The sequence below is a fragment of the Arthrobacter sp. DNA4 genome (assembly GCF_024362385.1).
Lineage (GTDB): Bacteria > Actinomycetota > Actinomycetes > Actinomycetales > Micrococcaceae > Arthrobacter.
Genome location: NZ_CP101466.1, coordinates 1653897 through 1674401, shown reverse-complemented (window position 1 = coordinate 1674401; position 20505 = coordinate 1653897). Strand labels below are relative to the sequence as shown.

The following is a 20505-nucleotide window of genomic DNA, read 5'->3' as shown; positions in this document are numbered from 1 at the left end:
ATCTTCATCAATTCTAGTGGAGCAACCAAATCCCCCGGGACAGTGCGGGCCCTGGGACCGGTATCGTGGCCATCTTCACAACGGGGACAGCCTGCCGTAGCCGCTGCGCGCTGCAACCGAGCCGCAGGCATGAGCTTCGCCGCCAGACACCGCCGGCAGCGCGCGGTGTTTTGTTTGTTAAATGTGGGAGGCCCCAACCGTGTGTGGTTGGGGCCTCGACCATGAATGATGTTCCGGCGGTGACCTACTCTCCCACACCCTCCCGGGTGCAGTACCATCGGCGCTGTGGGTCTTAGCTTCCGGGTTCGGAATGGGACCGGGCGTTTCCCCCACGCTATGACCGCCGTAACCCTTCTACCCGTCACCAACCCGTGTGGGGGGTGGTGTGGGAAATCTGTGGTTACAACTCGCTGTCCAGGGACAGCGTTGTGGTGTTGTATGTAGTTGTGTTGGTTCCTACCGTGCCCGTGTTGGGGGGTTGTTGGTTGGGAACCACATAGTGGACGCAAGCAGAATTTTGTATGTATCTGTGTGGTGTAAGTTATTGGCCTATTAGTACCGGTCAGCTTCACGAGTCGTTAGTCCTCGCTTCCACATCCGGCCTATCAACCCAGTGGTCTGGCTGGGGGCCTCTCACACATAATGTGTATGGAAATCTCATCTTGAAGCGAGCTTCCCGCTTAGATGCTTTCAGCGGTTATCCCATCCGAACGTAGCTAATCAGCGGTGCACTTGGCAGTACAACTGACACACCAGAGGTTCGTCCGTCCCGGTCCTCTCGTACTAAGGACAGCCCTTCTCAAATTTCCTGCGCGCGCAGCGGATAGGGACCGAACTGTCTCACGACGTTCTAAACCCAGCTCGCGTACCGCTTTAATGGGCGAACAGCCCAACCCTTGGGACCTACTCCAGCCCCAGGATGCGACGAGCCGACATCGAGGTGCCAAACCATGCCGTCGATATGGACTCTTGGGCAAGATCAGCCTGTTATCCCCGAGGTACCTTTTATCCGTTGAGCGACGGCCATTCCACAATGTACCGCCGGATCACTAGTCCCGACTTTCGTCCCTGCTCGAGATGTCTCTCTCACAGTCAAGCTCCCTTGTGCACTTACACTCGACACCTGATTGCCAACCAGGCTGAGGGAACCTTTGGGCGCCTCCGTTACTTTTTAGGAGGCAACCGCCCCAGTTAAACTACCCATCAGGCACTGTCCCTGACCCGGATTACGGGCCGAAGTTAGATGTCCAAAGTGACCAGAGTGGTATTTCAACGATGACTCCACCCGAACTGGCGTCCGGGCTTCAACGTCTCCCACCTATCCTACACAAGCCACTCCGAACACCAATACCAAACTATAGTAAAGGTCTCGGGGTCTTTCCGTCCTGCTGCGCGTAACGAGCATCTTTACTCGTACTGCAATTTCGCCGAGTTTATGGTTGAGACAGCGGGGAAGTCGTTACTCCATTCGTGCAGGTCGGAACTTACCCGACAAGGAATTTCGCTACCTTAGGATGGTTATAGTTACCACCGCCGTTTACTGGGGCTTAAATTCTCAGCTTCGCCGTGAGGCTAACCGGTCCTCTTAACCTTCCAGCACCGGGCAGGAGTCAGTCCGTATACATCGTCTTGCGACTTCGCACGGACCTGTGTTTTTAGTAAACAGTCGCTTCCCCCTGGTCTCTGCGGCCCCGATCCCCTCCCGGACGCGAAGTCCGATCAAGGTTGGGGCCCCCTTCTCCCGAAGTTACGGGGGCATTTTGCCGAGTTCCTTAACCATAATTCTCTCGATCGCCTTAGTATTCTCTACCTGATCACCTGTGTCGGTTTGGGGTACGGGCGGCTAAAACCTCGCGTCGATGCTTTTCTCGGCAGCATAGGATCACCAAATCCCCCCAAACGGGGGTCCCATCAGATCTCAGGCACAATGAGTGGCGGATTTGCCTACCACTCGCCCTACATCCTTAGACCGGGACAACCATCGCCCGGCTCGGCTACCTTCCTGCGTCACACCTGTTAATACGCTTGCCTCCCAGGATCAGGTCCCGCGCTCCACCAAAACCCTCACACCACAAGGGTGATCGGGCAGGTCTCGGGCGGTTAGTATCCCCTGTTCAACATGGACGGTTTTTCGCCGGTACGGGAATATCAACCCGTTGTCCATCGACTACGCCTGTCGGCCTCGCCTTAGGTCCCGACTTACCCAGGGCAGATTAGCTTGACCCTGGAACCCTTGATCATTCGGCGGACGGGTTTCTCACCCGTCTTTCGCTACTCATGCCTGCATTCTCACTCGTGTAGGCTCCACCGCTGGTTTACACCGCGACTTCACCGCCCACACGACGCTCCCCTACCCATCCAGACGCCTGAACCACAAGGGCTTAGCTAAATATCTGAATGCCACAACTTCGGCGGTGTACTTGAGCCCCGCTACATTGTCGGCGCGGAATCACTTGACCAGTGAGCTATTACGCACTCTTTTAAGGGTGGCTGCTTCTAAGCCAACCTCCTGGTTGTCTGGGCAACTCCACATCCTTTCCCACTTAGCACACGCTTAGGGGCCTTAGTTGGTGGTCTGGGCTGTTTCCCTCTCGACTATGAAGCTTATCCCCCACAGTCTCACTGCTGCGCTCTCACTTACCGGCATTCGGAGTTTGGCTGACGTCAGTAACCTTGTAGGGCCCATTAGCCATCCAGTAGCTCTACCTCCAGCAAGAAACACGCAACGCTGCACCTAAATGCATTTCGGGGAGAACCAGCTATCACGAAGTTTGATTGGCCTTTCACCCCTACCCACAGCTCATCCCCTCCATTTTCAACTGAAGTGGGTTCGGTCCTCCACGACGTCTTACCGTCGCTTCAACCTGGCCATGGGTAGATCACTTCGCTTCGGGTCTAGATCACGCCACTCACACGCCCTATTCAGACTCGCTTTCGCTACGGCTGCCCCACACGGGTTAACCTCGCGACGTAACACTAACTCGCAGGCTCATTCTTCAAAAGGCACGCCGTCACCAGAATCAGACTGGCTCCGACGGATTGTAAGCACACGGTTTCAGGTACTGTTTCACTCCCCTCCCGGGGTACTTTTCACCTTTCCCTCACGGTACTGGTCCGCTATCGGTCATTAGGGAGTATTTAGGCTTATCAGGTGGTCCTGACAGATTCGCACGGGATTTCTCGGGCCCCGTACTACTTGGGATACTCTCACAGGCGGTACAAACACATTACGGTTACGGGACTAACACCCTCTCTGGTAAGCCTTTCAAAACCGTTCACCTATGCGCGCACATCACACCCCACCAGCCCGGCAGAACTGGTATGGAAAGTCCCACAACCCCGACCATGCAACGCCCGCTTACTATCACACATGGAACGGTTTAGCCTGATCCGCGTTCGCTCGCCACTACTAACGGAATCACTATTGTTTTCTCTTCCTGCGGGTACTGAGATGTTTCACTTCCCCGCGTTCCCCCCACGCACCCTATGTGTTCAGGTACGGGTCACCAAGTCACTCGCGCGCTTGGCGGGGTTTCCCCATTCGGACACCCTGGGATCACAGTCCGGTTATCGACTCCCCCAGGCTTATCGCAGATTCCTACGTCCTTCTTCGGCTCCTAATGCCAAGGCATCCACCGTGTGCTCTTAAAAACTTGACCACAAAGATCAAAAACAAGCTCACTCGAGAGAACCACGAAAACTGTCCCGCGCACCCAAAGGCACACGAACCAGATCCAGGTTCATTTATCTTGGAAATTGCTTCTTATACAAGATGCTCGCGTCCACTATGTAGTTCTCAAACAACAACCCCACACCACACACCCCACACACACGTGCGTGGACCGTCATGGCAGGGAAACCAGAAACAAACACTCCCACCAGAACACCACCCACACCCCGAAAGGCGAAGACAGCGAACCCGTGGTCCTGTTGCCTCAGGACCCAACAGTGTGCCAAACACGAAAACCACCACATCACCACGCCCACCGTTCCAGAACCACCACCAGGTGGGATTCGTACTAGAGAAGGACACGACAACACAACGGCCGCTATTTGTTGATATTCCACCCATGAGCACCCGCCGCAGGACAATCGCCTGCGCAACGGGCTTGCTTCCTGACAACCCCCACACCCGGACATACATCCAGGCCGGTAGCTGTAGGCGCTCCTTAGAAAGGAGGTGATCCAGCCGCACCTTCCGGTACGGCTACCTTGTTACGACTTAGTCCCAATCGCCAGTCCCACCTTCGACAGCTCCCTCCCACAAGGGGTTAGGCCACCGGCTTCGGGTGTTACCAACTTTCGTGACTTGACGGGCGGTGTGTACAAGGCCCGGGAACGTATTCACCGCAGCGTTGCTGATCTGCGATTACTAGCGACTCCGACTTCATGGGGTCGAGTTGCAGACCCCAATCCGAACTGAGACCGGCTTTTTGGGATTAGCTCCACCTCACAGTATCGCAACCCTTTGTACCGGCCATTGTAGCATGCGTGAAGCCCAAGACATAAGGGGCATGATGATTTGACGTCGTCCCCACCTTCCTCCGAGTTGACCCCGGCAGTCTCCTATGAGTCCCCACCATCACGTGCTGGCAACATAGAACGAGGGTTGCGCTCGTTGCGGGACTTAACCCAACATCTCACGACACGAGCTGACGACAACCATGCACCACCTGTAAACCGACCACAAGTGGGGGACCTGTTTCCAGGTCTTTCCGGTTCATGTCAAGCCTTGGTAAGGTTCTTCGCGTTGCATCGAATTAATCCGCATGCTCCGCCGCTTGTGCGGGCCCCCGTCAATTCCTTTGAGTTTTAGCCTTGCGGCCGTACTCCCCAGGCGGGGCACTTAATGCGTTAGCTACGGCGCGGAAAACGTGGAATGTCCCCCACACCTAGTGCCCAACGTTTACGGCATGGACTACCAGGGTATCTAATCCTGTTCGCTCCCCATGCTTTCGCTCCTCAGCGTCAGTTAATGCCCAGAGACCTGCCTTCGCCATCGGTGTTCCTCCTGATATCTGCGCATTTCACCGCTACACCAGGAATTCCAGTCTCCCCTACATCACTCTAGTCTGCCCGTACCCACCGCAGATCCGGAGTTGAGCCCCGGACTTTCACGGCAGACGCGACAAACCGCCTACGAGCTCTTTACGCCCAATAATTCCGGATAACGCTTGCGCCCTACGTATTACCGCGGCTGCTGGCACGTAGTTAGTAAGCGCTTCTTCTGCAGGTACCGTCACTTTCGCTTCTTCCCTACTGAAAGAGGTTTACAACCCGAAGGCCGTCATCCCTCACGCGGCGTCGCTGCATCAGGCTTGCGCCCATTGTGCAATATTCCCCACTGCTGCCTCCCGTAGGAGTCTGGGCCGTGTCTCAGTCCCAGTGTGGCCGGTCACCCTCTCAGACCGGCTACCCGTCGTCGCCTTGGTAGGCCATTACCCCACCAACAAGCTGATAGGCCGCGAGTCCATCCAAAACCACAAAAGCTTTCCACCAACCACCATGCGATGATCAGTCATATCCGGTATTAGACCCAGTTTCCCAGGCTTATCCCAGAGTCAAGGGCAGGTTACTCACGTGTTACTCACCCGTTCGCCACTAATCCACCAGCAAGCTGGCATCATCGTTCGACTTGCATGTGTTAAGCACGCCGCCAGCGTTCATCCTGAGCCAGGATCAAACTCTCCGTTGAAAACAAACAGACACAACCAAAACCACCGGAAATAACGGCGACAAAGGCTGCACAAAATTTGAAACCAGCTAAAAACACCAAACCACACCACAGGGGCGGCACGATTCGGCAAATTCAACCAATTACATACATAATCGGTATCAACAAACTTGGCACACTATTGAGTTCTCAAACAACAGACACATTCGAATATTCCCGGAACAAATTCAAAAGAGGATTTCTTTTCCGTATTTCTTCGCTGCGATGTTTTTATCTTATTTCATTCATATTCGCTTTTGCAAATCCGGTTGTTTTCCCGGAATTCACTCAGGGGAATGAATCCGCCCAGCAGAATGAGAAGCATTCTTCGTTCCATGCACCGCATGGCCGAGAATCGCTTCTCAATATCAGTTGGGGGTTTGTCACCACTCAGCGGCGGCGACTCAGAAAACAATACACGCCCCTCCGCGGCCGCGCAAATCGGCCGCTGAGGGGCGTGCAGGTGGTAGGTTGCGCTCCCGGGGTTACGGGACGAGTACCTCCACGGTGGCAAGGTTCTTCTTGCCCCTGCGCAGGAGCAGGTACTGGCCATGCAGGAGCTCCGACTCGGAGATCACAGCTTCAGGATCCGAGACTTTCTCGTTGTTCACGTAGGCTCCGCCTTCACCCACGGTCCGGCGCGCGGCGGACTTGCTTTCGGAAAGACCGGACGCCACCAGCAGGTCCACAATCCCCATCTCATCCACCTGCACCGTGGTGGAAGGAAGTTCGGAGGTTGCAGCCTGCAGGGTTGCCTTATCCAGGGCAGCCAAATCACCGTTGCCAAAGAGCGCCGCCGAAGCTGCGATGACCTTTTCGGTGGCGTCAACGCCGTGCACCAATGAGGTCACTTCAAAGGCAAGCTTCCGCTGCCCCTCCCGCGCGAACGGACGTTCCGCCACTGAAACGGCAATCTCTTCGATCTCGGCGCGGGTCAGGAACGTGAACACCTTGAGCCGGTCCACCACGTCCGCGTCCGCAGTGTTGAGCCAGAACTGGTAGAACGCATACGGGCTGCACATGCCGGCATCGAGCCAGATGGCGTTGCCCTCGCTCTTGCCGAACTTGGTTCCGTCAGAGTTGGTGATGAGCGGGGTCCCCAGCGCGTGGACGCTCTTGCCCTCCACCTTCCGGATCAGTTCCGTGCCGCTGGTGAGGTTGCCCCACTGGTCCGAGCCGCCGGTCTGCAGGACGCAGCCGTAGTCGCGGTAAAGCTGCAGGTAGTCCATGCCCTGCAGGATCTGGTAGCTGAACTCGGTGTAGCTGATGCCTTCATCCGAGTTCAGCCGGGATGCCACGGCGTCCTTGCGCAGCATGGTGCCCACGCGGAAGTGCTTGCCCACTTCGCGCAGGAAGTCGATGGCGCTCAGCGGCGCCGTCCAGTCCAGGTTGTTCACCATCCTGGCAGCGTTGTCCCCCTCGAAGCTGAGGAAGCGCTGCACCTGAGCCTGGAGGTAGCCAACCCACTCCGCCACCGTGTCCTTGGTGTTCAAGGTGCGTTCCGCCGTCGGACGCGGGTCCCCGATCATGCCGGTGGACCCACCCACCAGGCCGAGCGGCCTGTGCCCTGCAAGCTGAAGCCGCCGCATGACCAGGAGCTGGACCAGGTTGCCCAGGTGCAGGCTCGGCGCGGTGGGGTCGAAGCCGCAATAGTACGTGACCGGCCCGTTGGCGAGGAGCTTTTCGAGCTCCGCTTCATCGGTGGAGACATGGACCAGCCCACGCCACTTCAGTTCCTGCCAAATGTTGGCGAAAGTGGGGTCGTTGCGCTGCGGTTCGAGGTTGTTCAGTTCTGGCACGCTTCCTAAGTTAGCAGTAACGCCGACGGCCCCGTCAGCCGGCAATACCGGCGGGCACGGGTTGCGCCGCAATCAGCCGCAGCCGTTGCGTGGCGCGGGTCATGGCCACGTAGAGGTCCCCCACTTTGCCGTGCTCGTGGTTGAGCATCACGGACGGTTCCAGGACCACGACGCCGTCGAACTCCAGGCCCTTTGCCTCACGCGGGCTGATGACCACGATGTCCTGCTCATAGCTGCGCCCCGGAGCCGATCCTGCGGCCGTATACGGCGCGGAGGGCCGCCGTTGCCTGGGGCAGGAGGTCACCGTCGGCAATCACGGCGAGCAGGCCGCCGTCGAGCGCCGCAAGCTCCTCCGGAAGGACCTCCACCAGCCGGTCCACGATGCCGCCGCGGACACTTCGTCGATGATGGGGGCCCAGCGGCCCTCCCGGACAGCCTTGGGTGCGGAGACCACCAGGCCCGCGGCGTTGGCCATCCTGACGGCAGCCTCGGCGATCTGGGACGGGGTGCGGTAGTTGACGGTCAGCTCCTCCAGCTGCCAGCGGTCGCCGAACATCGGGGCCAGCGCCCCCTGCCAGGAATTGGCCCCGGCAACGGAACTGGTCTGGGCAATATCGCCCACGATGGTGAAGGACTTCAGCGGGCAGCGGCGCACCAGCAGACGCCACTGCATGGGCGAAAGTTCCTGGGCCTCATCCACCACGATGTGCCCGAAGGCCCACGTGCGGTCGCTCGTTGCGCGTTCGGCCGCCGTCTGCCGGGCCTCCTGCTCCCGGTTCTGCTCCGCCAGTTCTTCAGCGGACATCAATGGATCGACGCCGGCGGCCTCCATGTTGACCAGGGTCTGCTTTGCGTTGGCGAGGTCCCGGGCACGGTCGTGCTCCTGCTGGGCCAATCCGCGGCCTGCCGCCGGGTCCAGCTCACCGAGCAGCTCGGCGGCCTCATCCAGGAGCGGGACGTCGGACTCGGTCCACGGCGCATCGGCCGGGCGCTGCAGCAGCGCCCGCTCGGCCGGGGTCAGGTTCGGGGTGCAGAATTCCAGCACCTCCGGCCTGCTGAAGAGGTCGGAAATCAGCTTCTCCGGCGTCATGGGCATCCAGCACAGGTTCAGGGCGATCCGGACGTCGCGGGCGGTCCGGACGTCCTCGGCAAGGTACGAGCGGTCCGCGTTGTTGCCGATGTTTCCGGCTTCGACGAGTTCGGTCATCTGTTCCGTCAGTTCGCGCAGCAGGATCTTCACAAACGTCACGCGGGCCTCGTTGTACGGCTTGCCGGTGGCGCGGGCACGTTCGCGCGCGCGGCGCACCTGCCGGGGCGTGAGGGTGAGCTTGCGGCCGTCCACTTCGAGGATCCGGTTCTGGGCGGGGACGCGCATGCGGTTGGAAACGGCGTTGGCCACTATGGCGGCCATGTCCAGGCGCCCCTTGATGGCGGCGACGTCAGCATCTGTTTCCGGGACGGCGTGGATGCCGGGCATCAGGCGGCCAAGGCTGGCCATGACCACGCCGGTCTCGCCCAGCGAGGGCAGCACGCGTTCGATGTATTTCATGAACGACGACGACGGCCCCACCAGCAGCACGCCGGCACTTTTGAGGCGGTCACGGTGGGTATAGAGCAGGTAGGCGGCGCGGTGCAGGGCCACGGCGGTCTTGCCCGTGCCGGGGCCGCCCTGGACCACGACGGCGCCGGAGATGGAGGAGCGGATGATCCGGTCCTGCTCCGACTGGATGGTGCTGACGATGTCCGACATGCGGCCGGTCCGCTTGGAGTTCAGGGCAGCCAGCAGGGCACCTTCGCCCTGGAGCGACTCGTCGTCCGTGAGCATCCCGGCGTCCAGGACATCGTCCTCGATGGCCTTGACCTCGCGTCCCTGCAGGATCAGGTGCCGGCGGCGGCGGACGCCCTGCCGGTCAAAGGCCGTGGCCTGGTAGAAGTGCCCGGCCTCGGGGGCGCGCCAGTCCACCATGAGACGCTGCAGGTCCTCGGTGGTGAGGCCAATGCGGCCGATGTACTGCGCTTCGCCGGAGTCCAGGTCCAGGCGGCCAAAAACCAGCCGGTCATCCACGGCGTCCAGCTGCGCCAGGCGGTCCTCATACAGTGCGGCGAAAGCGTCCCGCTCCGAAACGTTCTGCATGGTGCCCACGGCTCCGGCACGACGGACCTGCGCCAGCTGGCGGCGCTTTTCCTCCCGGAGTTCCTCCAGCCGGGCGTACAGACCGGCTACGTACTCCCGTTCGTGGGCCAATTCGGCGTCAAGCATTAACGTTCCCCTATCGCAAAAGACAGACCGTCCATTCTACAACCATTTCCGTTAACGCAGGTGAAACGTTGCATCCGGCCGGTGTTCCGCTGCCTGCTTCCGGGTCCGCGGCTTCGCTGCCTTGTATCTGGACACGGTGGGGTCGCCGGTGAGCCAGTACCGCCAGGCGTATTCGTCAGTGCCTCCGGCGCTACCACCCCCACCCGGGGACCGGAACTGACCGCGCCGGCGGGAGCGGACGGAAGTTCCAGCCGGAACGGCGGAGCCAGCGCATCCCGGCCGCTGTCCGCCGTCGTCAATCCCAGCGCTTTGGCAAGGCGTGCCGGCCCGCTGGCAAGGTCCGCAGGAGTTTTGGACGTCGGACGGCGCAGCCGGGCCAGCTCCAGCCCGTCCACCACTTCCCCTGCCCGGAGCAGCAGGGCGGACGCGACGCCGGCCGGACCGCACACGATGTTGGTGCAGTGGTGCATTCCATAAGTGAAGTAGACGTAGAGGTGACCGGCGGGGCCGAACATGGGGGCGTTGCGGGGCGTGGGGCCGCGGCAGGTGTGGGAGCCGGGGTCGGGGTGCAGGGAGTCCTCGGGGCCCATATAGGCCTCCAACTCGGTGAGCCGGACGGAGACGGCACCGTCGCGGGACTCATGGGTCAGCACGGCACCGAGCAGCTTTGGTGCGAGTTCCCGGGCGTCCGCGGACAGGAATTCCCGAAGCAGTGCCATTGCCCCAGCGCTTTGGTTCATGACGTGACCTTACCCAGATCCCGCAGGTTTCATCCGCCACCGGAAAAGGGGTTCGGGGTGGTTCTGTGCGACCACGGCCATGTCCGATTTCCGCTAGAAGCAGTGACCGGCGGCTGGCAGGATGGAGGCATGGACTTCTGGCAGCGCTACCGGGCAATCGATGCCCGTGATACCCGGTTCGACGGCCAGTTCTTCACGGCCGTCCGCACCACCGGGATCTACTGCCGGCCCTCCTGCCCCGCCCGGACCCCCAAGGCATCCAACGTCACGTTCTACGAGACGTCCGCCGCAGCGCACGAGGCAGGCTACCGCGCCTGCAAGCGCTGCCTGCCGGAGGCGGTCCCAGGCACCCCGGCCTGGAACGTGCGGCAGGACATCGCGGGGCGCGCGATGCGCCTGATCAACGATGGCGTGATCAACCGCGACGGCGTGGCGGGCCTGGCCGCCCGGCTGGGGTATTCGCCGCGCCAGCTGAACCGGATCCTCGGCCAGGAGCTTGGCGCCGGTCCCCTGTCATTGGCCCGCGCCGCCAGGGCCCAGACGGCCCGCACCCTGCTGGTTTCAACATCGATGAAACTCGCCGACGTCGCCTTTGCGGCAGGCTTCAGCAGCGTCAGGCAGTTCAACGAGACCATCGCCGAGGTGTTCGATATGACGCCCACGGCGCTCAGGAGGACCGTCCGCCATTCTGCGCCCGTCACCGGCGCCACAGCCCTGACCCTGGGCCTGCCCTACCGGCCGCCTTTCGATCCGGGCATCTTCTCCTTCCTGGCGGTCCGCGCCATCCCCGGAGTCGAGGACGGCACACCCACTTCCTATGCCCGGACGCTGCGGCTCCCCCACGGCGACGCGCGCTTCAGGGTGGAGTACGACGACGGGGCCCGGGAACGGCCGTTGACCCTCACCATCGGCGCGGTGGACCTTCGCGACCTTCCGGCGCTGCTCAGCCGCGTCCGCCGGTTGTTCGACCTGGATGCGGACCCGGAGGCGATCGACGGCACGCTCGCCGCCGATCCCAGGCTTGTCGGCTCCGTTGCCGCCGCACCGGGGATGCGCCTGCCGGGCGCGGTGGATCCGCAGGAACTGCTGATCCGGGCCATGGTGGGCCAGCAGATCACGGTGGCGGCCGCCAGGACAGCCTTGACCCAGCTGTCCGCGGCGGGCAGTCCCGCCAGTGCCCCCGGCGACGGCCTGGACCGCCTGTTTCCCACTCCGGCGGAAGTCGCAGCTGCAGGTCACTTGCTTCGCGGACCAAAGCGCCGGACCGAGTCGCTGCTGCTTGCTGCGGAGGCCATGACCGGCGGCCGCCTGGACTTCGGCTACGGCGACGACCTCCCAAGCCTCACCGCGGCACTTTTGCCGCTCCCCGGCGTCGGGCCCTGGACGGTGGGGTACGTCGCCATGCGGGTCCTGGGCGCCCCGGACATTTTCCTTGCCAACGACGCCGCCGTGCGGAACGGGATCCGCGCCCTCGATAATGGAACCAACCACCTGAGCCCGGACTTCCGGGAGACCAGCCCGTGGCGCTCCTACGCCACCATGCATCTCTGGCGCGCTGCCGCCCGGCCCGCCACAAGAAACACCATTCCCGCGAAAGGGACGCCATGAAAGCCCAACTGCTGCAGCTGTCCACGCCGGACGGTCCGTTTACTGTCCTTGCCCAGGATGGCGTGGTCCTTGCGTCCGGCTGGACGGCCGGCCTGGCCGAACTGACCGGCCAGGTCCATCCAGCGCTGCGGCCCGACGCCGTGGAAGAGGTAACGGATCTTGCCGGGATCTCATCCGCCGTGGAGGCCTTCTATGCCGGTGACCCGGCCCCGGCCATGGCGGTGCCGGTCCGCCAGCAGTCCGGACCGTTCCGTGCCCACGCCTGGGATGTGCTGCGGCAGGTCAAGCCGGGCTCACCCGTCACCTACTCGGAGTACGCCGCCCTGACCGGCAACCCGCGCGCCGTGCGGGCCGCCGCCAGTGCCTGCGCGTTCAACGCGGCTGCCCTGTTCGTGCCGTGCCACCGCGTCATCCGGACCGACGGCTCATTGGGCGGTTTCCGCTGGGGCCTGCGAGTCAAGGAGAGCCTGCTGGCCCGCGAGGCCGCCTGACCACTCCCTCCCCTGCCCCTGGGTTGCTCCATCACTTGTGGTCCCTAAAACCCCGGTTTAGGGACCAAAGGTGATGGAGCAACGAATGGCTACTTCGGGTCGGGCATGGCCGACGGCCAGGGCAGCAGGCCGGGAAGATCGGTGCCGTCCCCGGCGGCAGTGGCCCGCAGGCTGTCCAGCGACGGCTGCCGGCCTGAAAGCCACGCGGCGATGTCCGTCACCATCCCGCTGACGACGACGGTGCTGCCGCCGGTTCCGAGGGTCAGCGGCGGGAGTGCCACGGGCTGCAGGACCAGCCGGCTTTCCGCCGGCACGCGGGCGGCGAGGAAGTCGAAGAGGTGGGAGCAGAATGCCCTGTTCCAGGTCTCGGGTCCCGCGCCGGTGTCCAGGTCCGCGGTGTGGATGACCAGCTCGCGCCAGAGCGCCAAACCGGCGTCGAAGATCACGCCGTCGCGGAAGGCGATGCGCGTCTGCCATTCGTCCTCCCCCAGCCCTTCGAAGGCCGCCAGTGCCCGCTGCACCGCGGCCGCTACGTCTTCCCGGTGCTCCTCCAGGCTGTGGCCGGCGGCAAGCTCGATGGCCCGGTTGCGGCCGTCCACGCCGCCGTCGTACAGCTCCACCGTCCTGCCCGACCGCCCGTATTCCACCTGGCGGGCCAGCGCGCCGCAGATGCCGGCGATGTGGGCCAGGAGATGGCCGCGGCTCCAGCCGGGAAGGGTGGACGGATCCCTTTCGCCGCCGGCTGGAATCCGGTCCACCGCAGCGGTCAGCGCGTCCGCGGCCTTGTGCAGTTCAGCGAGGAGGGCGGCAGGGGAAGGTGAGGTCATGCGGCCAGCCTAGCCGAGCAGTCAGTCCAGCGGGCTTCCGTCCCGCCCGACACGGTGGCGGACGTGCCGGCGGTCGTTGCTGGCCTGCCAGAACTCGATTTCGACCGGCTGGAGGGCGTAGAGCTGCCAGTCCGGGTTGTCGCTGCCGTCGGCCCGGGGCCGCTCGTGCCAGTCGACGGCGGAGGCTTCGGCGGAAAGCTCAACCACGGTGCCCACCACGCGGACCTGCCGGCCCAGGCCCGGCCAGTAGAAGTTCATCGCCGCGCGCGGTGACTCCGACAGCTCGCGGCCCTTGCGGGAGGTGCGGGACGTGGCGAAGTGCCAGCCGTCGTCGTCAATGTTCTTCAGGATGAGCATCCGCGAAGAAGGCTGCGGGGCGTCCCCGTCCCCCGCAGCTACCGTGGCCAGGCTGAAGGCGTGCGGCTGCTGCTCCCCCGCATCCAGTGCCTCGTCAAGCCACTGTTTGAAGAGCAACGCCGGGTCCTGCGGCGCGTTGGCCGGGTCGAAGCCGGGCAGGTCGGACGGGAAGTCGGGCAGGGTGCGAAGGAACTTGCGGAAGGTTTCGCTCATGGCCCCAGCCTAGCCACAGACGCCAAGGGCCCCGGGGGAACATGCCCCGGGGCCCTGCCAACAATGTTTCCTACCCGGCGTACTCCCGCACGCCGGCAAGCTCGCTTTCCAGCGCGGCCAGCTGGCGTTCGACGGCGGCCGGCGCCGTTCCGCCCTGGGAGTTCCGGCTGTTGAGCGAACCCTCGGTGGACAGCACGGTCCGGACCTCGGGGGTAAGGTGCTCCGAGATCGCGGCGTACTCTTCGTCCGTCAGGTCCCACAGCTCAACGCCGCGGGACTCGGCCTGCTTCACGGCGGCACCGGACAGCTCGTGGGCCTCGCGGAACGGCACGCCCTGGCGGACCAGCCATTCGGCGATGTCCGTGGCCAGCGCGAATCCCTGCGGAGCGAGCGATTCCATCCGTTCCGTGTTGAACGTCAGGGTGGCGATCATGCCGGACACGGCCGGGAGCAGCAGCTCCAGGGTGTCGGCGGCGTCGAACACCGGCTCCTTGTCCTCCTGCAGGTCGCGGTTGTACGCCAGCGGCAGGCCCTTGAGCGTGGCCAGCAGCCCGGTGAGGTTGCCGATCAAACGCCCTGCCTTGCCGCGGGCAAGCTCGGCCACATCCGGGTTCTTCTTCTGCGGCATGATCGAGGACCCCGTGGAGTACGAATCATCCAGCGTGACGAAGGAGAACTCCTTGGTGGCCCAGAAGATGACTTCCTCGGAGATCCGGGACAGGTCCACGCCGATCATCGAGCAGACCCACGCGAACTCGGCGAAGACATCGCGGGAGGCGGTGCCGTCGATCGAGTTGTGCACGGCGGAGAAGAACCCGAGGTCCGCAGCCACTGCTTCCGGGTCCAGGCCCAGCGAGGAGCCGGCCAGTGCACCGGAACCGTAGGGCGAAACGCCGGCCCGCTTGTCCCAGTCCTGGAGCCGCTGCACGTCGCGCAGCAGGGCCCAGGCGTGGGCCAGGAGGTGGTGGCTGAGCAGGACCGGCTGGGCGTGCTGCAGATGGGTGCGGCCCGGCATGGCGACACCGTGGTGCGCCTTGGCCTGCGCCACGAGCGCGTCCACGGTGGCCAGGACCCCGCGGGCGATGATCCGGGCGTGGTCGCGCAGGAACATCCGGCCCAGGGTTGCCACCTGGTCGTTGCGGGACCGGCCGGCACGGAGCTTGCCACCCAGCTGGGCACCGGCGCGCTCGATCAGGCCACGTTCCAGCGAACCGTGCACGTCCTCATCGGACTCCGCCGGCAGGTAGGCGCCGGACGCCACGTCCTCGTCCAGCTGCGTCAGGGCCGCGAGCATTCCTTCCAGCTCGGCGTCGTCCAGCAGGCCGGCTTTGTGCAGCACGCGGGCATGCGCCTTGGAACCGGCAATGTCGTAGCGGGCCAGCCGCCAGTCAAAATGCGTGGACTTGCTCAGCGCGGCGAGGGCGTCCGCGGGGCCGCCGGCGAACCGGCCGCCCCACAGGGCACCTGCGTTGGTTGCCTCCGTTTTTTGCTCAGCCACGCGGGCTACTTCCCTGCGACGCGGATGTCGCGGCCGGAGGCAACCTTGGCGGACATGCCCCACAGCTCGATGAAGCCCTTGGCCTGGGACTGGTCGAAGGTGTCACCGGTGTCGTAGGTGGCCAGCGAGAAGTCGTACAGCGAGGTGTCGGAGCGGCGGCCGTTGACGATGGCCTGGCCGCCGTGCAGGGTCATGCGGATGTCGCCGGAGACGTACTTCTGGGTGTCCTCGATGAAGGCATCCAGGGAGCGCTTCAGCGGGGAGAACCACTGGCCGTCGTAGACCAGCTCGGCCCAGCGCTGGCCAACGGTGGCCTTGAAGCGGGCCTGCTCGCGCTCGACGGTGATGTCCTCGAGGTGCTTGTGGGCGGTGATCAGCGCCATGGCGCCGGGGGCTTCGTAGATTTCGCGGGACTTGATGCCCACCAGGCGGTCCTCGACGACGTCGATGCGGCCGACGCCCTGTGCACCGGCGCGGCGGTTCAGTTCCTTGATGGCCTGCAGCGGGGTGACCTTGACGCCGTCGATCGCAACGGGCACGCCGGCTTCAAAGGAGATGGTGACTTCATCCGGTGCCGGCGGGAACTCCGGGGTGGCGGTGTAGTCGTAGATGTCCTTGGTGGGGGCGTTCCAGATGTCCTCGAGGTAGCCGGTTTCGACGGCGCGTCCCCAGACGTTCTGGTCGATGGAGTACGGGTTCTTCTTGGTGGTCTCGATCGGCAGTCCCTTTTCCTCGGCGAAGGCGATGGCCTTGTCGCGGGTCAGGGCGAGGTCGCGGACCGGTGCGATGCACTTCAGGTCCGGGCCGAGGGTCTGGATGCCTACTTCGAAGCGGACCTGGTCGTTGCCCTTGCCGGTGCAGCCGTGCGCCACGGTGGTGGCACCGAATTCGCGGGCAGCCTTGACCAGGTGCTTGACGATGACCGGGCGGGAGATGGCGGACACCAACGGGTAGTGGCCCTGGTACAGGGCGTTGGCCTTCAGCGTGGGGACGCAGTATTCGTTGGCGAACTCGTCCGACGCGTCGGCCACGTAGGCCTCCACGGCGCCGCAGCCCAGGGCGCGCTGGCGGATGGTTTCCAGCGATTCGCCGCCCTGTCCGACGTCGACCGCCACGGCGATGACCTCGGCACCGGTGGCTTCACCGATCCAGCCGATGGCGACGGACGTGTCCAGGCCGCCGGAGTAGGCCAGCACAATGCGTTCAGTCACTTTAAATGCTCCTTGTTGGGGGTTGGTTGATTCGTTGTCTTCAAGCTTATTGCCCGGCTTCCTCAGCCAGTTGCAGGAAGCGGGCGGCGAGGTCCGGGCCACCCAGCGGGTCGCGGGAGACCAGCAGGACGGTATCGTCACCGGCGATGGTGCCCAGGATGGACGGCATCACCGAGTGGTCGATGGCCAGGGCCAGGAAGTTCGCAGCTCCGGGCGGCGTCCGGAGCACTGCGATGTTGGCGGACGCTTCGGCGGTGACCAGCAGTTCGCTGCACAGCCGGGCGAGCCGGGCATCCAGGATCTCCTGGGTGACACCGCTCTTGGCGCCCCGTTCGCCGCCCTCGCCGGGGACGGCGTACACCAGGACGCCCTCCTTCCCGCGGACCCGGACGGCCCCCAGTTCCACGAGGTCGCGGGACAGCGTGGCCTGGGTGACCTGGACGCCGTCGTCCGCCAGCAGCGCCGCAAGCTCCGCCTGGGAACGCACGGACTGCCCAGTGAGGATGGCGGTGATGCGCGCCTGCCGGGCGGTCTTGGTGGCGGGGCTGGTGCCCGGGGAGGACGGCTGGGCTGACACTAGAACGTGCTCTCCCCAGTGCCCTCGACGGGGGAAAGTCCGTCCACGAAGGCAAGGCCTGAGCGGTGCATCAGCCAGGCCATCAGCGCCTTCTGGGCGTGCAGCCGGTTTTCGGCTTCGTCCCAGACGATGGACTGCGGGCCGTCGATGACGTCGGCGGAAATTTCGTAGCCGCGGTAGGCGGGCAGGCAGTGAAGCACGACGGCGTCATCCGCGGCGAGTGCCATGGCGTCCGCGTCCACGGAGTAGTCCCGGAACAGCTGCATCCGGGCTTCTTTTTCGGCCTCCTGGCCCATGGACACCCAGGTGTCGGTGGCTACGACGTCTGCGCCCTGCAGCGCTTCCTTGGCGTCGGTGGTGATGAGCACGGAGCCGCCGGTTTCTGCCGCGCGCTCCTGGGCTGCCGCGACGATGCCCTCCGCGGGCAGGTAGCCCTCCGGCCCGGCGATCCGGACGTGCATTCCGGCCGTGACTCCGGCCAGCAGGTAGGAGTTGGCCATGTTGTTCGCGGCGTCGCCCAAGTAGCTCATGGTGAGACCACTGAGTTCGCCCTTGTGTTCCTTGACGGCGAGCAGGTCCGCAAGGAGCTGGCACGGGTGGTAGTCGTCGCACAGGGCGTTGATGACCGGGACCCTGGAGTTCTCCGCCATGGCCACCAGGCCTGCGTGCGCGCCGGTGCGCCACACGATGGTGGATACCATGCGTTCGAGGACCTTGGCGGTGTCCTCCACGGATTCCTTGTGCCCGATCTGGGCTTCACCCGGGTTGATGACCAAGGCGTTGCCACCCATGTCGGCAACGCCGGTGGCGAAGGACACGCGGGTCCGGGTGGAGGTCTTGTCGAAAATCACGGCCACGGTCTTGCGGCCGCTGCCTTCCGCGGCGTAGGGCTGCACGCTGTAGGGGGCCGCCTTCATGCGGGCGGCAAGTTCCAGCACCTCCGCCTGCTCGGCGGGGCTGAGGTCGGTGTCCTTGAGGAAGTGCCGGGTTGCGGTTGTCACTGGGCGTCCTTAGCTGCTTGGAGGATTGCCGGGAAAGCGGAGAGGAAGGCATCGGCCTGTGCCGTGGTGAGGATCAGCGGCGGGGCCAGGCGGATGGTGCGCGGACCCGGGCTGTTGACGATGAAGCCGGCGTCGAGGGCCGCCTGCACCACGGCCGGCGCGACGTCGGCGTCCAGGTCGAAGCCGATCAGCAGTCCTTCGCCGCGGACTTCGGTGACGCCGGGGATGGCCGCCAGCGCGGAGCGCAGGTGCTCCCCCACCGCCGCCGCGTTGGCCAGCACGTTCTGGCTTTCCAGGGCGTGGAGGGTGGCCAGGGCCGCCGCGGTCGCCACGGGATTTCCGCCGAAGGTGGTGCCGTGCTGGCCTGCGGAGAGCAACGACGACGTCTGCTCACCAAAGGTGAGCAGGGCGCCGATGGGGAAGCCCCCGCCCAGCCCCTTGGCCAGGGTGATGGCGTCGGGGACGATGCCCGCGTCCTCGCTGGCGAACCATTTGCCGGTCCGGCCGATGCCGGTCTGGACCTCGTCCAGGATGAGCAGGGCGCCCACTTTGCTGGTGGCCTCCCGCGCCGCCTTCAGGTATCCGGGCGGCAGCGGACGGACGCCTGCCTCGCCCTGGATGGGCTCCAGGAACACGGCGGCGACGGTGTCGTCCACTGCTGCCTCCAGCGCGGCGATGTCACCGAACGGGATGTGCACCACGCCGCCGGGCAGCGGCTCGAAGGGTGCACGGTAGGCTTCCTTGGCAGTCAGCGCCAGGGCCCCCATGGTCCGCCCGTGGAAGGCCCCTTCGAGGGCAATGATCCTGGTCCGCTTGACCGGTCCGTCGCCGGTGTTGCGGCGCGCCAGCTTGAACGCTGCCTCGTTGGCCTCCGTGCCGGAGTTGCTGAAGAACACCTTGGAGCCGGCGGGCGCGTGGGCCAGTTCCAGGAGTTTCTCAGCCAGCGCCACCTGGGTAGGGCTGGTAAAGAAATTGGAGACGTGCCCCAGGGTGGCCAGCTGGCTGGCAATCACCGACGTCACGAACGGGTGGGCGTGGCCCAGGGCGTTCACGGCGATACCGCCGAGGAGGTCCAGGTATTCCTTGCCGTCGGCGTCCCAGACCAGGCAGCCGGCGCCGCGCACCAGGACCCGCTGCGGCGTGCCGAACACGTTCATCAGCGAGCTGGAGTAGCGGGACAGCCACTCGGAGCCGGCGTGGCCGGTGGTTTCCACCAACTCATTCACTGATGATTTTTCCACGGTGTTCATCCGTAAATCTCCTCGTCCGGGACTACCTGGGTGCCGATGCCCGCCGTCGTAAATGTTTCAAGAAGCATGGAGTGGGGCAGGCGCCCGTCCACGATGTGTGCCTGTTCCACGCCTTCGTCGACGGCCTTGAGGCACGCGGCCATCTTGGGGATCATCCCGGACTCGAGGCGGGGCAGCATGGCCCGCAGCTCCGACGCTGTGAGCGAGGAAATCAGCGAGGACTTGTCCGGCCAGTTGGCGTAGAGGCCTTCAACGTCGGTCAGGATCACCAGCTTGGAAGCGCCAAGCGCCGAGGCGACCGCGGCCGCCGCGGTGTCGGCATTGACGTTCAGGACCTGGCCGGTGGGCTGGAACCGTGCGGTCCCCGGCACGCCCTCACCGCCGTCGACGATTTCCGGGGCCACCGTGGAAATCACGGGTATGCGGCCCGCGGCGAGGATGTCCATGATGCCGGCGGGGTCAACGCCTACCACCTCGCCCACCAGCCCGAGGTCCACTTCTTCGCCGTCCACCACGGTCCCGGTGCGGACGGCGCGGAGGAGCCCGCCGTCTTCGCCGGACATGCCGACGGCGTACGGGCCGTGGGAGTTGATCAGGCCCACCAGTTCGCGTCCCACCTGGCCGGTGAGGACCATGCGGACCACGTCCATCGCCTCAGGGGTGGTGACCCGCAGGCCGCCCTTGAATTCGGATTCGATGCCCAGCCGGCCCAGCATGGAGTTGATCTGCGGGCCGCCGCCGTGCACCACCACGGGGTGGATGCCCACGTGGTGGAGGAAGACGATGTCCTCGGCGAAGGCACGCCGGAGTTCGTCATTGACCATGGCGTTGCCGCCGTATTTGATCACCATGGTGGTGCCGGCGAACCGCTGGATCCAGGGCAGTGCCTCGATCAGGGTTTCTGCCTTGTCCTGGGCAGCGGACATGCTGGTGGTTTCACGCGTCTGGGTGTTCATGTTG

11 protein-coding genes, 3 rRNA genes and 2 pseudogenes are annotated in these 20505 nt (G+C 64.3%); 2 read left to right on the top strand and 14 right to left on the bottom strand.

Annotated features, from left to right (window positions below):
* Positions 1-231: 231 nt before the first annotated feature.
* The 6 genes and pseudogenes from rrf to NMQ03_RS07730 all read right to left on the bottom strand — a co-directional run bounded on the left by rrf (position 232) and on the right by NMQ03_RS07730 (position 10512).
* Positions 232-348, bottom strand: a 5S ribosomal RNA gene (gene rrf, locus NMQ03_RS07755).
* Between the two features lie 183 nt (positions 349-531).
* Positions 532-3659: ribosomal RNA gene (locus NMQ03_RS07750) — 23S ribosomal RNA — on the bottom strand.
* A gap of 514 nt (positions 3660-4173) precedes the next feature.
* A 16S ribosomal RNA gene (locus NMQ03_RS07745) occupies positions 4174-5695 on the bottom strand.
* The 16S, 23S and 5S rRNA genes sit together here, the layout of an rRNA operon.
* A gap of 503 nt (positions 5696-6198) precedes the next feature.
* Positions 6199-7512, bottom strand: coding sequence for a tyrosine--tRNA ligase (tyrS, locus tag NMQ03_RS07740; protein ID WP_255175087.1), 1314 nt, complete (start codon positions 7510-7512; stop codon positions 6199-6201).
* A 34-nt stretch (positions 7513-7546) separates the two neighbouring features.
* A pseudogene (locus NMQ03_RS07735) lies at positions 7547-9772 on the bottom strand (AAA family ATPase).
* A 51-nt stretch (positions 9773-9823) separates the two neighbouring features.
* Positions 9824-10512 (bottom strand): annotated as a pseudogene (locus NMQ03_RS07730) (DNA-3-methyladenine glycosylase).
* 129 nt (positions 10513-10641) lie between these two features.
* Between NMQ03_RS07730 and NMQ03_RS07725 the strand changes: the two are divergent.
* Both NMQ03_RS07725 and NMQ03_RS07720 read left to right on the top strand, forming a co-directional pair.
* Complete coding sequence (locus tag NMQ03_RS07725; protein WP_255175086.1) at positions 10642-12120, top strand: AlkA N-terminal domain-containing protein; 1479 nt, start codon at positions 10642-10644, stop codon at positions 12118-12120.
* Positions 12117-12611 carry a methylated-DNA--[protein]-cysteine S-methyltransferase gene (locus NMQ03_RS07720; RefSeq protein ID WP_255175085.1) on the top strand — a complete coding sequence of 165 codons (495 nt, stop codon included), beginning with the start codon at positions 12117-12119 and terminating at the stop codon, positions 12609-12611. The genes NMQ03_RS07725 and NMQ03_RS07720 overlap by 4 nt, the downstream gene beginning before the upstream one ends.
* Positions 12612-12700: 89 nt before the next feature.
* On the opposite strand, the gene NMQ03_RS07715 is transcribed toward NMQ03_RS07720, so the two are convergent.
* The 8 genes from NMQ03_RS07715 to argB form a co-directional block, all read right to left on the bottom strand.
* Positions 12701-13438 carry a maleylpyruvate isomerase family mycothiol-dependent enzyme gene (locus NMQ03_RS07715; RefSeq protein ID WP_255175084.1) on the bottom strand — a complete coding sequence of 246 codons (738 nt, stop codon included), beginning with the start codon at positions 13436-13438 and terminating at the stop codon, positions 12701-12703.
* 21 nt (positions 13439-13459) lie between these two features.
* On the bottom strand, positions 13460-14008 hold the full coding sequence (locus NMQ03_RS07710) for a pyridoxal 5'-phosphate synthase (protein WP_255175083.1): 549 nt from the start codon (positions 14006-14008) through the stop codon (positions 13460-13462).
* Between the two features lie 70 nt (positions 14009-14078).
* The gene (argH, locus tag NMQ03_RS07705) at positions 14079-15506 is read right to left on the bottom strand and encodes an argininosuccinate lyase (protein WP_255175082.1); all 1428 of its coding nucleotides are present in this window, start codon (positions 15504-15506) and stop codon (positions 14079-14081) included.
* Between the two features lie 5 nt (positions 15507-15511).
* Positions 15512-16717 carry an argininosuccinate synthase gene (locus NMQ03_RS07700; protein ID WP_056338239.1) on the bottom strand — a complete coding sequence of 402 codons (1206 nt, stop codon included), beginning with the start codon at positions 16715-16717 and terminating at the stop codon, positions 15512-15514.
* Between the two features lie 46 nt (positions 16718-16763).
* Positions 16764-17294 (bottom strand): arginine repressor, encoded by a 531-nt coding sequence (locus NMQ03_RS07695; RefSeq protein ID WP_159632296.1) that lies wholly within the window; start codon positions 17292-17294, stop codon positions 16764-16766.
* The gene (gene argF, locus NMQ03_RS07690) at positions 17294-18295 is read right to left on the bottom strand and encodes an ornithine carbamoyltransferase (RefSeq protein WP_255175081.1); all 1002 of its coding nucleotides are present in this window, start codon (positions 18293-18295) and stop codon (positions 17294-17296) included. Before argF ends, NMQ03_RS07695 begins: the two co-directional genes overlap by 1 nt.
* Positions 18292-19545: an acetylornithine transaminase gene (locus NMQ03_RS07685; RefSeq protein ID WP_255175080.1), complete on the bottom strand. Its 1254-nt coding sequence runs from the start codon at positions 19543-19545 to the stop codon at positions 18292-18294. Before NMQ03_RS07685 ends, argF begins: the two co-directional genes overlap by 4 nt.
* Entirely contained in the window at positions 19542-20501 is a 960-nt protein-coding gene (gene argB, locus NMQ03_RS07680) for an acetylglutamate kinase (RefSeq protein WP_255175079.1), read from the bottom strand. The genes NMQ03_RS07685 and argB overlap by 4 nt, the downstream gene beginning before the upstream one ends.
* Positions 20502-20505 lie beyond the last annotated feature (4 nt).